General features: G+C 68.7%; 13 protein-coding genes. 8 read left to right on the top strand and 5 right to left on the bottom strand.

Annotated elements, in window-relative coordinates:
* Together VGP60_RS04550 and VGP60_RS04545 are read left to right on the top strand one after the other, a co-directional pair.
* Positions 1-4,423: RHS repeat-associated core domain-containing protein (locus VGP60_RS04550; protein ID WP_327546570.1), on the top strand; the 4,423-nt coding region annotated here is incomplete at its 5' end.
* A 312-nt stretch (positions 4,424-4,735) separates the two neighbouring features.
* Complete coding sequence (locus tag VGP60_RS04545; RefSeq protein WP_327546569.1) at positions 4,736-5,149, top strand: SsgA family sporulation/cell division regulator; 414 nt, start codon at positions 4,736-4,738, stop codon at positions 5,147-5,149.
* Here VGP60_RS04545 and VGP60_RS04540 read toward each other — a convergent pair.
* On the bottom strand, positions 5,143-5,463 hold the full coding sequence (locus VGP60_RS04540) for a hypothetical protein (protein WP_327546568.1): 321 nt from the start codon (positions 5,461-5,463) through the stop codon (positions 5,143-5,145). The two genes, VGP60_RS04545 and VGP60_RS04540, sit on opposite strands and share 7 nt — an antisense overlap.
* A gap of 80 nt (positions 5,464-5,543) precedes the next feature.
* Between VGP60_RS04540 and VGP60_RS04535 the strand changes: the two genes are divergently transcribed.
* From VGP60_RS04535 to VGP60_RS04515, 5 genes are all read left to right on the top strand, one after another.
* Positions 5,544-5,783 (top strand): hypothetical protein, encoded by a 240-nt coding sequence (locus tag VGP60_RS04535; RefSeq protein WP_327546567.1) that lies wholly within the window; start codon positions 5,544-5,546, stop codon positions 5,781-5,783.
* A gap of 219 nt (positions 5,784-6,002) precedes the next feature.
* Entirely contained in the window at positions 6,003-6,263 is a 261-nt protein-coding gene (locus tag VGP60_RS04530) for a zinc-ribbon domain-containing protein (RefSeq protein WP_327546566.1), read from the top strand.
* A 52-nt stretch (positions 6,264-6,315) separates the two neighbouring features.
* Positions 6,316-8,874: a hypothetical protein gene (locus VGP60_RS04525; protein WP_327546565.1), complete on the top strand. Its 2,559-nt coding sequence runs from the start codon at positions 6,316-6,318 to the stop codon at positions 8,872-8,874.
* A 60-nt stretch (positions 8,875-8,934) separates the two neighbouring features.
* Positions 8,935-10,089, top strand: a complete 1,155-nt coding sequence (locus tag VGP60_RS04520; protein ID WP_327546564.1) for a serine hydrolase domain-containing protein — start codon at positions 8,935-8,937, stop codon at positions 10,087-10,089.
* A 324-nt stretch (positions 10,090-10,413) separates the two neighbouring features.
* Complete coding sequence (locus VGP60_RS04515; RefSeq protein ID WP_327546563.1) at positions 10,414-11,325, top strand: helix-turn-helix transcriptional regulator; 912 nt, start codon at positions 10,414-10,416, stop codon at positions 11,323-11,325.
* A gap of 2 nt (positions 11,326-11,327) precedes the next feature.
* Here the strand turns inward: VGP60_RS04515 and VGP60_RS04510 are convergent, their stop codons facing one another.
* The 4 genes from VGP60_RS04510 to VGP60_RS04495 are packed head-to-tail and all read right to left on the bottom strand — an operon-like array spanning position 11,328 to position 15,031.
* On the bottom strand, positions 11,328-11,915 hold the full coding sequence (locus VGP60_RS04510; RefSeq protein ID WP_327546562.1) for a GTP-binding protein: 588 nt from the start codon (positions 11,913-11,915) through the stop codon (positions 11,328-11,330).
* Complete coding sequence (locus tag VGP60_RS04505) at positions 11,893-12,336, bottom strand: DUF742 domain-containing protein (RefSeq protein WP_327546561.1); 444 nt, start codon at positions 12,334-12,336, stop codon at positions 11,893-11,895. The genes VGP60_RS04510 and VGP60_RS04505 overlap by 23 nt, the downstream gene beginning before the upstream one ends.
* Positions 12,333-12,716: a roadblock/LC7 domain-containing protein gene (locus VGP60_RS04500; RefSeq protein WP_327546572.1), complete on the bottom strand. Its 384-nt coding sequence runs from the start codon at positions 12,714-12,716 to the stop codon at positions 12,333-12,335. Before VGP60_RS04500 ends, VGP60_RS04505 begins: the two co-directional genes overlap by 4 nt.
* A 41-nt stretch (positions 12,717-12,757) precedes the next feature.
* Positions 12,758-15,031, bottom strand: coding sequence for a nitrate- and nitrite sensing domain-containing protein (locus VGP60_RS04495; protein ID WP_327546560.1), 2,274 nt, complete (start codon positions 15,029-15,031; stop codon positions 12,758-12,760).
* 330 nt (positions 15,032-15,361) lie between these two features.
* Between VGP60_RS04495 and VGP60_RS04490 the strand changes: the two genes are divergently transcribed.
* A complete protein-coding gene (locus tag VGP60_RS04490; protein WP_327546559.1) occupies positions 15,362-16,042 on the top strand; it encodes an alpha/beta hydrolase in 681 nt (226 codons plus the stop codon).
* Positions 16,043-16,051: the final 9 nt, after the last annotated feature.

The following is a 16,051-nucleotide window of genomic DNA, read 5'->3' as shown; positions in this document are numbered from 1 at the left end:
GGAACTTCCGTCCAGCCCGAAGGGGCCGGACACGCTCGGCGGTGGCAAGGGTGGCGGCGGGGACACGGCGCCGTCGTCCGCGCCCCCGCCACCGAGGGGCGGCGACGGTTCGACGACACCGTCCGGTGCGGGCGGTGGCGGTAACGGTTCCCCGCCGCCACCCAAGACCGAAACCCCCGACGCGCCACCGCAGCCGAAGGAGACCCCGCCCCCACCGCCGGTCAGCCGCGGTGCCGGCGACGGTGCGACGGGTTCCTCGGGTGCCAAGGGCGGCTCGGACGCGCCGAAGCTCAAGGACAACAACACCAACCCGCACGAGACCAAGACCCCGGTCGACAACCGAGTCTCCTGCGGTGACCCGATCGACGTGGCCACCGGCTGGATGCTGCTGACCCAGACGGACCTCGAGATCGCCGGGGCGTTGCCGTTGGACCTCTCGCGGGCCCACATCTCCTCCTACCGCTCCGGCCGCTTCTTCGGCGCTTCGTGGGCGTCCACTGTGGACCAGCGCCTGGAGGTCGAACCCGACGGTCTGCACGTCGCGCTCGCCGACGGGAGCCTGCAGGTCTACCCGGTGTCGACCGGCGGCGGCGTGACGCTGCCGGACGCCGGTCCCGCGCGGCCGTTGCGCAGGGCGGCCGAGGGCTACTTCGTCTCCGATCCGGAGAAAGATCACACGCTGTTCTTCGGGGAAGCCGCGGATGGCGTCTTCCCGTTGGAGTCGATCTTCGATGGTGACGGCAACCGCATCGACGTGGTCTACGGCGAGAACGGCGTACCGGCCGAGGTCCGCCACTCGTCGGGCGCCCGCGTGCTCTTCGACAGCGCGGACGGCCGGATCACCGCGCTTCGCGTGCCCGAAGGCGACGACGGCACCACGACCCTGGTGGCTTCCTACCGCTACGACGGCCGCGGCCGGCTGGTCGAGGTGACCGACTCGGCCGGGACGCCCACCCGGTTCACCTACGACGAGGCAGGCCGGGTCGTGCGGTGGGAGGACGTCAACGGCCGGTGGTACCGCTACGGCTTCGACAGCGCGGGCCGGGTCGTGCGGGCCGGCGGCACCGACGGCTACCTCGACTACACCTTCGACTACGACCGGGAAAACCTCGTCACCAGCGTCACGGATTCCCTCGGCGCGGTCACCCGGTACCTACTGGACGACCGGCTGAACGTGATCGCGGAGACCGATCCGCTGGGCAGCATCACCAGCTTCGGCTACGACGACCGTGACCGGCTCCTGACCCGTACCGATTCGCTGGGCAGGCAGACCCGCTACGACCGGGACGACGCCGGCAACGTCGTCGCGGTGACCGCGCCCGACGGAACGCGGTCGATCACCGAGTACAACGCGCTCAACCGGCCCGTCACGGCGATCGGCCCGGACGGCGCCGTCTGGCGGTACGAGTACGACGAGCGGGGCAAGGTCACCGGCGTCGTCGACCCGGTGGGCGCGCGGACCGAGTACACCTACGACGAAGCGGGCAACGTCGCGCGGATCACCGACGCGCTCGGCGGGACCACCCGGATCCAGTCCGACGCGGCGGGGCTGCCCCTCACCGTCGTCGACGAGGACGGCGCGGTCACCCGTTACGACTACGACGCCTACGGCCGCACCCGCACGCTGACCGACCAGCTGGGCAACGTCACCCGGTTCGCGTGGACGACGGGCGGCGAGATGAAGGAGCGCGTCGACCCGGACGGGGCGACGTGGCGGTGGCGGGACAACGCTGTCGGCAACACCGACGAGAGCGTCGACGCGCGGGGCAACACCACGCGGACCGAGTACGCCCATTTCGACCTGCCCGTCGCCGACGTCGGCCCGGACGGCGAACGCCTCGTCTACGGCTACGACACCGAACTGCGCTTGGTGTCGGTGACGAACGAGCAGGGCCTGGTGTGGCGCTACACCTACGACGACGCCGGCAACCTCACCACCGAGACGGACTTCAACGGCCGCACCCTGCGCTACGCCTACGACGCCGCGGGGCAGGTCGTCAGCCAGACGAACGGCGCGGGCGAGACGACCGTGTTCGAGCGGGACCTGATGGGCCGGATCGTCCGCCGCCAGTCAGGCGACGAGGTGGCCACGTTCGCCTACGACGAGGCCGGGCGGATGGTCTCCGCCCGCAACACCGACGCCGAGGTCACCTTCACCTACGACCTGCTCGGCCGCACCGTCGCCGAGACGGTCGACGGGCGCCCGGTGCGCTCGGACTACGACCTGCTGGGCCGCCGCGGCAGGCGCCGCACGCCGTCCGGCGCGGAGTCGCTGTTCGAGTACGGACCGGCGGGGCAGCTCACCGCCCTGCACACCGGCGGGCGCACCCTGAGCTTCGAGTACGACCTGGCCGGACGTGAACGGCGGCGGCACCTCGGGGCGGCCGAGCTGCGCCAGACCTGGGACCGCAACGACAGGCTGGCCGCGCAGACCGTCGTCGCGGGCACGCAGACGACGCAGCACCGCGAGTACGGCTATCTGCCGGACGGCTATCTGGCGTCCGTGACCGACGCGATTTCCGGTCCGCGCACCATGGACGTCGACAGTGTGGGGCGGGTGCGCGCTGTCCTCGCACGCGGCTGGCAGGAGAACTACGTCTACAACCTGGCGGGTTCGATCGTGCAGGCGCGGACGCCCGGCGACCCGGTGGCAGGCGGCCGCGAGTACCGCGGCACGCTGCTGGCGGCCGCGGGCGGTCTCCAGTACGGCCACGACGCCGAAGGGCGCACGACGTTCCGCCGGTCCACCGGCCCGGACGCGCGGCAGTGGCAGTTCGAATGGAACGCCGCCAACCGGTTGACCGGTGCCGTCACCCCTGGCGGCGAGCGCTGGCGGTACCGCTACGACGCCCTGGGCCGCCGGGTCGCCAAGCAGCGCCTCGGCACGGACGGCCGGGTGCTCGAGCAGACCCAGTTCGCCTGGGACGGCGACACGCTCGCCGAACAGGTCCACAGCGGTCCCGGGACACCGCCGGTCGCCACGGTCTGGGAGTGGGAGCCGGCCACCACGCGCCCCGTTACCCAGACCGAAAAGGTGCTGGGCGCACCGGACGAGCGGTTCCACACGATCGTCACCGACCTGGTGGGCACCCCGAGCGAGCTGCTCGACGAGTCCGGGGGCGTCGCCTGGCACCTGCAGGCCACGCTGTGGGGGAAGGTCCTGTCCGGGCCCGGCCGCGCCTACACACCGCTGCGTTTCCCCGGCCAGTACCACGACGCCGAGACCGGGCTGCACTACAACCTGAACCGCTACTACGACCCCGAAGTGGGCCGGTATCTCTCGCACGACCCGCTCGGTCTCGAACCGGCTCCGGATTCGCTGGCCTACGTGGGGAACCCGACAGCTTTGATCGACCCGCTCGGCCTCGCGCCGACCGTTACGCCCTGCGCGGCGAAGGCCAAGGGCAAGGGCAAGACGAAGGCGCCCGCGGGCGGGGTCAGCAAGGCGAAAAAACAGCTCGTCGGCGGCGGCGGTCCCAAGAAGAAGTCGGCCGGAGGCGGCCGCGGGAAGCCCTCGGACGGCACGTACGGCACCACTGGGAAAGAGCAGGCCCGCACCACCGAAAAGTTCAAGAACGAGATCAAGAACGACCCCAACTGGCTGGAGCCCAAAAAGGAGGTCACCGGCAAGACGCACGAGTCGGAGCATCCGATCGGCTACAAGGCCATCGCCGGTGATGAGTTCGAGCGCTACAGCCCGCACAAGTCGTCCATCAGGGATGAAGGCCGGCAGCCGACGGCCGCGGAGAAGGACAACCTCGACACGGCGAAGCGCCTGGAGGACAAGGCTCCCGCCTACCAGGAGTCGAAGCAGGCCCACCGCGACAACATCGGCACCGGCGTGCGGAAGGAACCGGACGGGTCCGGGTGGAACGCCGACAGCTACCGGGCAGACCTGAACCAGACCCTGCATGACGGCAGGCCCAGCGACGGCGTCCAGCTCAACCAGCTCAGCTACGCCAACCAGCACATGAAGAACGACGGGATCACCCCTGCCCCGGATCGGGACAGTTTCCGCCCGACAGCCGGGACGACGCAGGGCAACGTCGCCGACGACTCCTACCACCACATGGTCGACAAGATGCAAGGCCGCCCGGTGGAGTACAGCGACGGCCACGGCGGGACCACGCACACGCCGCCGATGAGCAAGGACGACGTCGTCGAGATGCACGTGGCCCGCGATGTCGTCCGCGACGGCGCCAACGTGTCCAAGGACGATATGCCGGGCTTCCTGCACGACAAGCAGATGGACCGGCTCTACGACAAGCCGAACGCCGAAAATTGGAAGACTGTCGACAACGACACCAAGGACGTCGACATGTCCGACAAGGCCGTGCAGGAGGCCGCCGACAAGCAGCGTCAGCGGATGGCGGACATGATCGAGAAGCAGCGGCAGAACCGCGACTGGATGGACGTCGACTAGAGCCGAGCCCTGAGTACGGTGGCTGCGGCTGAGTGGGTGGCTCGTGAGTGCCTACGAGTGTTAGAACACTCGTAGGCACTCACGAGGGCACTGGCATTGGCGCGTGAGTGGTTCAAACCACCGCGGCGGCCACTGGTTCACACCACTCAGTCCTGTGACCCCGGTCATAGTGTTTCTGTGTCGTTCGGTAAGAAGAACGGGCATAGTCCTCCACCGATAGTGTGAAAGTTTCTCTGTGATGAGTGGTTTGGAGTCACAACGCGTTATCAATAAGCGAAGATCCACCCAGACCATCACGGAAGGGGCGATGACATGCGCAATGAGCGCAACGTCACCCGCGCGACGATCACCTTTGGACTGCGTACCTTCGGGGCCGCTCCGCTGCCTGTTCACGTCGAGCTCGAATACGACACTCTCGACCCGTACGCGGTCGCCACGACCTATCACACCGGTGCCGGTTCGGTGCGCTGGATGTTCGGCCGGGACCTGCTCGCCGACGGCCTGCTCGCCCCCGCCGGTGAGGGCGATGTCCGTATCAGCCCGGCGGCCGACCTTTCGATGGTCGTGTTCGAGCTGGAGGCGCCGGACGGTGCCGCGGTGCTCGAAGCCCCCGCGCAGGAGCTCGCGGCTTTCCTCGACAGCACCTATGACCTCGTGCTCGCGGGTCAGGAATCGGCGTGGTTCGATTTCGACCACGAAATGGAAAAGCTCGCCTTCAACTACTGAGCCGCGGAACGTGATATTCGGTGCCTGGCAAGGAGTTTCGACGTGCTGACGACGAGCGGTACCGCGAGCAGCGCGGCCACGCCGCCCAGGAACATGACCGTCGACGTCGAAGTCGCGTCGACCACCACGCCGCCGGCGAGCGCGCCGAGTGAAAGCGTCGCCTGGAACGACGAGGTGAACAGCACCGAAGCCGCTTCCGGCGCGTGGGGTGCGGCCCGGGCGAACCAGGTTTGGGCACAGACGGGAACGGCTCCGTACGCGAGCCCCCAGACGATCAGCAGCACGACCGCCCCGGCGGCCTCGCGGCCGAACACGGGCAGTATAGGTCCCGAAATGCGCGAGCACGATGAGAAACGTCAGTGCCAGGCCGATTCTCGTAGCGGGCTGGCGAACGATGTCGCGCAGGACGGCCAGGCGGGTCACGTGGACGGTGGGCAACGGCGGCAGGAACGCGAGCAGCGCGGCGAACACGGCGACGGTCACGGAACCCAGCGGGACCGCCGAGAAGATCACCGCCGTCGCCCGTCCGGCGAGCTCCGGGCTCACCAGCGGCGCCGCCAGTCCGGCGCCGATCGACCAGAACGCGCCGATCACGAACCCGACCAGGGTCCGCGACATCATCATGATCGGATAGGACGGCGCGATCGCGGCGAGGAAGTCGGCCAGCGCGAGCAGGAGCATCAACGCACAGAGCATGCCGCGCCGGTCCAGCCGTCCGGTCGCGACGGTGACGTCGAATTTCCGCGAATCCGTGCACAGAACGCGCTTGAGTGTGCACAGACTGCACTCGGGGCGACTCGGGGCGCGGACCTGTGACAGGGTCGGAGTAGCGAAGTCGAACCGGGAGCGCGTGATGATCATTTTTGGGTTTCGGGGCAAGGTGTTCCAGCTGGCGATGGTGACCTTCGTCTGCGGCAACTGCTCGAACCAGGCGGCGCAGGCGCTGCGCAAGGTGGTCACCAAGTTCACGTTGTTCTTCATCCCGCTGTTCCCGGTCAGTACCAAGTACCTCACGCAGTGCACGTTCTGCGGTGTCGAGAACAGGCTGACCAAGGATCAGGCGGACCAGGTGCTGGCCATGGGCGCGCTGCAGCAGGCCCCCCGCGAGAACTGATTACTCCCTATGGAGCAGCGGACCTGGGCTTTTTGATGACTACGGTCATGAGGTGAATTCGGAGTCGCTCTTCTCCATCGGGCTGTCTTCCGCCGTGTCCGCGCGCGTTCTCTTCGCCGGTCGCCGGACCGAGCTCGAAATCTTCGAGAATGCGCTGGCACAGCAGGACTTCAGCGATCCGGTCGGATTGGTCGAGGACCTGCGTTCACCGCGCCGCAACGTGCTGGTGTTCCACGGCCCCGGCGGGATCGGGAAGACGCGCCTGTCGCTGGAGCTGAATGACGGCTACCTCGCCACGGAGTTCCAGGACGAGCAGAGAGCCTGTTTCCGCTTGGACTTCGACGAAGGCGGTTCGTCCGATTTGGAGGGACTGCTCCTCGGCCTGCGTGCGACGCTCGGCCTCTGGAAACCGGCGTGGCCCGCGTTCGACCTCGCTTTCGCGGTCTACTGGGAACGGGCGCATCCTGGCGTGCCCCTGCAGACCGCCGTCGACGACTCCTCCGCCGCGCGCGGACTGGCGCTGGGCACCCAGCTGCAACAGACCGTCGAGAACCTCCTCGAAAGCCCCGACGGGGTGCTCGACGTCTTCACCAGCGCGGTCCGGTTGGCGCGCCAGGGCGTCAAGGAACGGCTGACCCACCAGGGGCTCGAGATCGACTGCCCGTTCTTTCCGCCGATCGTCGAGGAGACGGACCCGGCGGCGATGCGCAGCTACCTCGTGTCGCTGCTGGCCTGGGAACTCGCGCGGTACCAGCGGAACCAGTTGCGCGGTGGCATCCGGACCAGGCTCGTCGTCTTCTTCGACACCTGGGAGCAGGTCCAGAACAGCGCGCCCTGCCGTGGCGACACCGAGGACCTGCTCTCCCGGCTCGTGCACCTGATGCCCAACGCGCTGTTCGTGATCACCGGCCGCAATCGGCTCGGCTGGGCGGGTGAGGAATGCCGGGGAATCATGCAGTGGTCGGGCCCGGAGCATTGGCCGACGCTCTCCGGCGACGTCGAGCCCGCGCAACATCTCCTGCGTGGCCTGTCGTCGAAGGACGCGGGCCTGTTCCTGCGGCAGCGGCTCATCCGGGGCGTCGAACCGGCGATCCCGCCGCCGGTCCGGGACACCATCGCCCGCGCCGCCGACGGGCTCCCGTTGTATCTGGAGCTCGCGGCGATCCGCTTCGAGCAGGCGGCCGCGGGCGGGACCCGACCCGGCGACGCCGGACAGCCGTTCGCGGAGATCGTCACCGGGCTGATCCGGGAGCTCGACGTGGTCCAGCGCGATCTCCTGCGCACGGCGTCGCTGATGACCTGTTTCGACGAAGCCATGCTGCGCGCCGGCGCGCCCGACGCCGACGACGCGGCGATGCTGCGATTCCTCGCGAGTCCGTTCGTCCGCCGCGCGCCCGCGTCGTTCAGCCTGCACGAATCGCTGCGCGAGGCTGTCCGCCGCTACGACGTCGCCGAGGACCGCTGGAAGGGGCGGCAATGGGCACTGGCGGCCGGAAGGCTGCGAGACGAGGTCCACCGCCGCACCGAAGAAGCGCTCGATTCGGTCGACAGCGCCTTGCTCGCCGGGCTGTTCAAGGACGCCGTCGGGCTGACCCTGCGCGTGATGTCGGTGCCGCACTGGTTGTGGCAGCTGGCCGCGCGCCTGCTCGCGTCTGGGCACTGGGAGGTGCTCGCCTGGACCGACGTGGTCACCCCGTCCGGCAGCGTGTTCCGCCCCGCGGCCACCGCGCTGACCGCGATCGCGCGCCGGTTCCAGAGCACCCCGGCACGCACGGCGTCCGTGCTGAGCGCGTGCCTGGACGACGTCCGGCTGGACCCGGCGGGCTGGGACTACGTGAGCAGCTGGCTGGGCCGGATGCTGGAGGCGGACGGCCGGTCCGGCGAAGCGGAGCGCGTCCGGCTGGAGGTCGCGCTGCGCGACGGCCCGTTCGCGGCGGAGGTGCGGCACACGCTCGGCCAGGAAGACTGGATGTGCGGGCGGCTCGAGCGCGCGCTGACGTGGGAATTCGACGAAAGCGACCCGTCGCAGTCCTTCTGGGCGGCGGGAATCCGCGGCCGGGTCGCGTGGATCCTCGGCCGGTTCGACGAAGCCGAGGAGCTGTTCGAGGCCAGGCTCCAGACCGCCGAACGCCTTGGTTCGCCCGAGCTCGTCGCACATGCCCTGCGCACCCGGGGCGAACTCCGGTGCTTCACCGTTCCCGGCTACGAGAGCGGTTCGTTCGAAGCGGTGGAAATCTACGTACGACTGGGAAACACGGTCGGCGAAGCGGAGGCCCGGGAATCGATAGCGGTGGCCAGGGCGGGACTCGACCCGGCGGAGGCCGTGGTCTCGCGGCTGCACGCGAGCGGTGCGGTGCACGCCGACGTCGGCGAGGTGTTCGTCCGGTGCATCGAAGGTGACGTCAAAGCCGCGCAGCGGGCGCGGGACCGGCTCGTCGCCAAACTGCGCGGCCCGGCTTTCGGTTTCTGGGCCGCGATCACCGCGTGGTGGCTCGCGGAGCTCGGCGCCGACGTCGAACACGCGGCCGAAGTCGAGTGGCTGCACGGGGAACAGGACGCGCGGGAGCGGTGGGTCGGGGTGCTGAAGGCACGGATCGCCGATCTTCCCTAGGGGAGATGCCAGGGTCTCACCCGATACCGGCGCGGCCGCGCCGTCGACAGACTTCCCGCTATGCGAACAAAAACTCGTTGGTTCACTGCTGTCGCCTGCGTGGCCGCGGTCATCGGCACCGCGGCCCCGGCGTCCGCCACGGCATCCCAACTGCCGCCGTTCGACCCGGCCGCCATGCGCCAAGCCGTCGACAGTCTTTCGCCGGCTGACGGCACCGGGCTGCTCGCCGCCGTCAACGGCCCGGGCCTGCGCTGGGTGGGGACTTCCGGCGTCGGGAACATCCACACCGGGCAACCGGTGCCCGCCGACGGCCTGTTCCGGATCGGCAGTGTCACCAAGACCTTCGTGGCCACCGTGGTGCTGCAACTGGTGGGGGAGAACAAGATCGACCTCGCCGCGCCCGTGCAGCGGTACCTGCCCGACCTGCTGCCCGCGACGTATCCGCCCATCCCGGTCCGGACGCTGCTCGACTACACCAGCGGCCTCCCCGGCGGGACCATCGACTCCAAGGACCCCGCGTGGTTCTTCGAACACCGCTACGAACACTGGAGCCCGCAGCGGCTCGTCCGGGAAGCGACCAGCCAGACCGCGATGGCAGGCGAGCCCGGCAAGCAGCAGGTGTACGGCAACATTCACTACAACGTCCTCGGCGCGCTCATCGAGAAGATCACCGGGCGCAGCTACCAGGACGCGATCGAAGCGCGGATCGTGCGCCCGCTCGGCCTCACCCAGACCAGCGCGCCGGACCACGAGTTCTGGATCCCCGGCAAGCACGCCCACGGTTACGAGCAGGTCCAAGTCGGTGATGCCGACGGTCAGACCGCCCTCGTCGACATCACCGAGCACGACCCGTCGGTGTCCGGCGCGGCGGGCGCCATGATCTCCAGCGCCCGTGACCTCGACCGATTCATGACCGCGTTGTTCGGCGGGCGTCTCCTGCGCCCGGCGCAATTCCAGCAGATGCTGACCGTGCCCGCCGCGGCCAGTGGCCGGCCCGACCAGTTCGCCATGGCCTGGCAGCGGTTCGACTTCGACGGCGTCGTCGTCTGGGGCAAGACCGGCGACCGGCCCGGCTACAGCACCGCGATCGGCACCACCGCCGACGGCAGCCGCCGCGCGGTCTACGCCGTCAACACCGTCCGCATGGGCGTAGAGCGCCCGCCGATCGTCGGCACGCTCATCGTCGCGGGGTTCGGCTCCATGCCGCGCACATGAGCCGAAGGGGCTCATTGGGGTGTTATCGCCGGGTAGGGCAAACGTGGCGTGCCGCAGGACGCTCAACGTCGCTGACGGGCCGTTTGCGACATCCCGAGCCACGCCACGCTTCACCTGGGCCGCCGATCCCGAGGGAAACCGCTTCGAGCTCTGGGAACCCGCACCCGAAGTGCCGATCGGCTGACTTCAAGGGCGCCATGCCCCACTAACATTTGCGGCCCGCGGACCGATTAACGAGTGGTGATCCTCCAGACACGGCCTAGGCTGGGAGCTCCCGTGTACCACTTCGACGAGAACTTGGTACGGCAACTGCGTGCAGGGCAAGTGTTACTGTCCGCGGAGATCGGCCACGGGCATTACGCGCTCTACGACCGCTTGAGAAGAGTGGTCAGCGGGGTAATGACGGCCGACGCTTTTCTCGTCGCGTTGTTTCGCGACGAGGATCACGTGCTTTTCGCCTACCAATACGACGGCGCGGTGTACGCGCTTCCCGGCGTCCGGAAGCTGAATCCCGACGGCCCGACCGGCTGGGTGTATGTCAACAAACGTTCGTACACCTACGGTCTCGACGGCGGCAAGGTGCTGAACCGCGGCGTCCGCTGGGGTGAAAAGGACCGCCCGTCACTCGACGCGCTGTTCGTCCCGATGCGGCGGACGAACTCCGACGAGATCATCGGCGTGGTCTCCGCGCAGGCCTACGCCGCCGGGAGTTACGGCCCCGCTGAGCTCGCGGCCTTGGAATGGCTGACAGAACTGCTCGCGCGCATCCTGTCCGCGGAGGACGAGCAGCGCTATCTGATCCGCTCACTCGACTACCGGCGCTCGTCCCCGGTCAGGACGGCCACGAAGGCGATCAGCGATCTGGTCATCGAGCGCGTCGACGTCGTGCGGCGGTCCGCGGCGAGGGTCGCGGACGCGCTGGAACGGGAAGGACATCCTCTCCTCGATTCCGCGCGGGAGGTCGTCCGTGAATGCGAGCGCCTGCAAATCGATTCGGCCGAACTCGAATTCGACGACTATCGCGAAGCCGCCTATCGGTTCGGCCTGCTGAGCCGGCGGGAGCGCGAAGTCGCCAAGCTGCTCGCCGAAGGGCTGACCAACGACGAGATCCGCACCCGGCTCCATATCGAATTGCCCACGGTGAAGACCCACGTCGGCAATATTCTCAAGAAGTACGGCGCCCATCAGCGTTCGACGGTCGCCGTCGAGATATCGGCGTATCTGGCGAGCCGCTGAACTCAGCCGACGGACTCGGCCAGCCGCTGCATCAGCACCTGCTCGATCACGGCCACCAGAACCTCCTTGACGGAGTCCCGATCCCTTGCGTCACAAGCGATGAGCGGGATCGGGTCGTCGACACCGAGTGCCTCACGGACCTCGTCGAGGTCGAACTCACGGCCGTCGTCGAAGTGGTTCACCGCGACGATGAACGGCGTCTGGTGCTCCTCGAAGTAGTCGAGAACCGGGTAGCAGTCGTCGATGCGGCGGGTGTCCACCATGACCACCGCGCCGAGCGCGCCGTCCACGAGGTCGTCCCAGAGGAACACGAACCGTTCCTGGCCGGGCGTGCCGAACAGGTAGAGGACCAGCGAGTCGTCCAGCGTGATGCGGCCGAAGTCCAGCGCCACCGTGGTGGTCGCCTTGTCGGGCAGCTGGTCCGTGTTGTCCACGCCGACCGAAACCTCGGTCATCGCCGCTTCGGTGGTGAGCGGTTCGATCTCGGAGACCGCGCCGATGAACGTGGTCTTGCCGACCCCGAACCCGCCGCTGACCACGATCTTGACCGACGACGGCGCACGGGACTCAGAGGGCCCTGACAAGGTCACGCATCCTTTCGATGACGGAAATCGGCAGCTCCGCCGATTCCTGGACTGACACGTGGCCCGCGCTGACGAGGTCGGCGACGATCACCCTGGCCACACCGATCGGGACGCCGAGCGTAGCGGCGATCTCGGCGAGCGAGTTCGGCCGCTGGCAGAGCCGGACCGCGGTGAGCTCTTCGAACTTCAGCGGTGCCGACAGCGCCGCGCTGGCCGCGACGACCAGCGTTTCGATCCGCAGGTTGTCCACCAGCGGCCAGGTACGGCCGCCGGTCATGATGAACGGCCGGACCGCCCGGTGCTCGCCGTCGGGATGCTCGTCCCGGCGGGGCGGTTCGGGCTCGACCTGCGGCTGGAACCAGGACTGCGGCCGGTGGGCAGGGATCATCCGTGGGTCGGGCAGCCGGTGCGGCTCGTCGGCGTTCATCTCCTCAAGCTCTCCCGAAGCTCGCCGATCAGTGCGGGGGTCAGCAGCGTACCGGCTCGGTCCGCGAGCTTCGCGATCTCATAGCCGACCAGCCCGACATCGCAGCTGTCGTCGGCGATGACACCGATGCAGCTGCCGTCCGCGATCGCCGACGCCAGCAGGAAACCCCGCCGCATCTCGATCATGATCAGCTTGAGGCCGTCGAACTCGTAGCTACGGGCCGCGCTCTTGGCCAGGCTCGACAGGCCGGAAACGATGGCCGCCAGCCTGTCCGCGGAAGTCCGGTCGACGCCGTCGGACATCGCGATCAGCAGCCCGTCCGAGGAAACCGCCACCGCGTCGCGCACACCGTCGGTGTTGCGCACGAAGTTGGCCAGCATCCAGTTGAAGGTCTGGGGGTCGGCGTGCTGTACGTCGGCCGTCACCGGGACTCCTCCTTGTCGGCCGTTCCGCGCTCGTGGCCGGAACGGAAGTTGGAAAGCATCGTCCGCACCTCGTCGGGGGACCGGACCTCGTTGGCGGAGGTCCGCGGTGCGGCCGGTCGTGCCGGCGCGGGCCTGCCGACACCCGAAGATCGTTTCGGGGTCCGCTTGACCAAGCCGTTGCGGGTTCGTTCGACTGGCGGGGCGGAGGGCTCGGCTTCTTCGTCCGCGACCGGCCACAGGATGGGTTCGGGTTCGGGCACTGGTTCTCGCAAGACGATCGGCGCTGCTTTCGGTACGGGCGAAGGCTTCGGCGTCTCCGGCACGGGTTCCGTGACGAGCATTTCCTCGGGCAGCAGCAGCCGCGCGACGATGCCGTTGACCGGTGACACGGTCAGCTCGACCTCGACGTTGAGCCGCTGCGCGAGCTGGCCGACCACGTAGTGGCCGAGGAACCGGGTGGGGGCGACGATGAAGTCTTCTTCGCCGCGCAGCCGGGCGTTGGCCCGTTCCAGTTGCTCGCGGGTCATCCCGACGCCGTGGTCCACCACGGCCAGCATGTACTTCGAGCCGAGTTTCCGGCCGTATATCTCGATTTCCAGGTCCGGCGGGGAGAACGAAAGGGCGTTCTCCATCAGCTCGGCCAGCATATGCGCGAGCTCGTTGACCATCGACCCGGTGATCTGGATCTCGTCGACCCGGCGCAGCGCCGCCCGGCGGTAATCCTCCACTTCGGACAGTGCCGCGCGGATGACTTCGGTGACGGCCAGCGGTTTCGCGCTGCGCCGCGGCCCCGACTCGCTCACCAGGACCAGCAGGCTCTCGGCGTTCCGGCGCATGCGGGTGGCGAGGTGGTCGAGCTCGAACAGGTTCGCCAGTGCGGTCGGGTCGAGCTCCTCGCGCTCGAACTCGCTGATGAAGCCGAGCTGGCGGCGGACGAGGTTCTGGTTGCGGCGGCCAAGGTTCGCCAGTGACTCGGTGGTGTTCCGGCGCAGCAGGGCCTGCTCGCCGGCGAGGTCGAACGCGGTGGTCTGGACGCGGTCGAGCGCCGCGGCGACCGACGCGATCTCGCTGCCCGCCCGCGCCGGCGTCCGCACGCGGGCCGGTCGATCCGGTGCCTGGCCACCGGAGGAGTGCCAGCCGGCCACCGCGGCCGGGAGCCGCCGGGCCGAGACGTCGTCGGCCTCGACGGCTAGCGCGGCCAGCGGCCGGACGATCGAGCGCAGCGCGCCGACCACGAGCGTGACTTCGAGTGCCACCGCGAGCAGGGCCAGCACCAGGAAGAGGACGAGCGCGGTGGCGGCGTTGGACCGGAGTTCCTCGGCGCGCACGCGCAGGTCGTCACCGACGGACCGCTGCGTGTCCCGCATCTGGTCGATGACGGTGGTCATCTGGGCCCACCAGTCGACCGGGTCGATCCGCTGGGGGATCGGGCCGGAGGTCGCGGTGATCGCGATGTTCTCCGAACCCGCGGCCTTCGTCGCCGCTTCGGACTTGAGGCTGGCGTCCAATTGGGACTGCCGGGGCGCGGTCGTGTTGCGGGCGAACGCGGCGAGGCCGTTCTGCTTCGCGGCGCGGATCTCGGTGAACCTGATGTACTCGCCCGAGTTGAACCGTCCCGCGGCGAATACGCCGTTGAGGAACCCGCGTTCCTGCGCGGTGGCTTCCTTGGCGTCGGCGAGCGCGCCCAGTGCCAGCAGCCCGCGCCGCAGCTGGGTGTCCTGTGCCTGATCGAAACCGAGGTCGATCTGGTTCAGCGCGGTGATCGCGGCGCTGTAGTACTGGAACGTGGTCGTGCGGTCGGCCCGGTCGGCGTCGACGTTCTGCCGGGTGGAGAGCAGGTCGCTCAGCCGGTTCAGCGCGGTCTTGACGCGGTCGGCGCCGGGCACGCTCTCGTCGGCGATGGCCTGGTTGAGCGTGCTGAGCGCGCGGTCCGTCGCGGCTCGCTGCGGGCCGATGACGGAGTCGAACCGGGTTTCGCCACCGAGCATGCCGTTGGTGAGACCACGTTCACGCTGGAGTTCCTGGGTGGTGTCCTGCACAGTCAGCGCCAATGCGACCGCGTCGCGGGTGTCCCCGGCGGCGGTGTAGCCGCGCACTTCGGCGGCGATGGTCACGCCGAGCAGCGCGACGACGAGCGCCACGGAGACGACGAGGATGCGGACGAGCCTGCCGCGGATGGTGGCGGAACCGAACAAGCGCTGAAACAGCTGGCCGGATCGGTCTTCTTCCTCACCGTCGTAGTCAGACAGCGAGCGATGGCGTGGGCTCACGGCTCCTCCTCGCTGTACCCAAAGGTCGGTAAGGGCGCATTTTCCGTTTCCCGAAATGAGGTAGGCGTGTTCGTGCCTGTCAATGCCGGTGCGGGGCGGGTCTTTCCGGACAGCCTAGCGAAACCCGGGTGGGTTCTGATGTTTCGTCCTCGTGACAAACTCGCGAGCGAAAGTCCCTGAAAGAGTGGAATCGACGGGCGTTTTCCGCCCTTTGTTTCGGTGCGGGAAACAAAGGGGAAAATGGCTGTTTCCGCCGGAGTGGACGGTGGTGGGCTAAAGTCGATCATGTATCCGGCGCGAGGGAGTCTCCATGAGCGCGAGGGAGTCTCCATGAGTTCGACCACGACCAACGGCGGTCAGCAGCTGAACTATGTCGACCACGGCGGCGACGGGCCCGTCGTGCTGATGCTGCACGCGTACCTGATGGACACCGACATGTTCGCGCCGCAGGTCGCGGCGCTGGGCGCGGACTTCCGCCTGATCGCGATGGACGAGCGCGGCCACGGTGGCAGCCTCACCGACGGCACGTTCGACTACTGGGACGTCGCCCGTGACGTGCTGGCGCTGCTCGATCATCTCGGGATCGAGCGGGCGGCGATCATCGGCACCAGCCAAGGCGGGTTCGTCGCCATGCGGGCGGCACTGCTGGCGCCGGAACGCATCACCGCGCTGGCCGTGCTCGGGACGTCGGCCGCGGTCGAGGATCCCGACGTCGCCACGGCGTACCGGGGCTTCGCCGATATGTGGGAGGCCCAGGGCCCGGTGGACGCGCTGCTCGACGTCAACGCGGCGATCTGCCTCGGCGAGACCGACGCGTCGACGTGGAAGGACAAGTGGCGAACCGTCCCCGCCGCCCGGTTGAAGAACAACCTGGAAACGCTGGTCGGCCGCGATGACCTGCTCGCCAGGCTGGGGGAGATCCGGGCGCCGATCCTGGTGCTGCACGGCAGCAAGGACGCGGCCTATCCGGTGGCGCGGGCCGAGGCTCGTGAGTGGCTACGAGTGTTCTAACACTTGTAA

It is taken from the genome of Amycolatopsis sp., assembly GCF_036008905.1.
Classification (GTDB): Bacteria; Actinomycetota; Actinomycetes; order Mycobacteriales; family Pseudonocardiaceae; genus Amycolatopsis.
The sequence above is the reverse complement of the archived record's forward strand: the minus strand, read 5'-3'. Positions and strand labels throughout refer to the sequence as shown.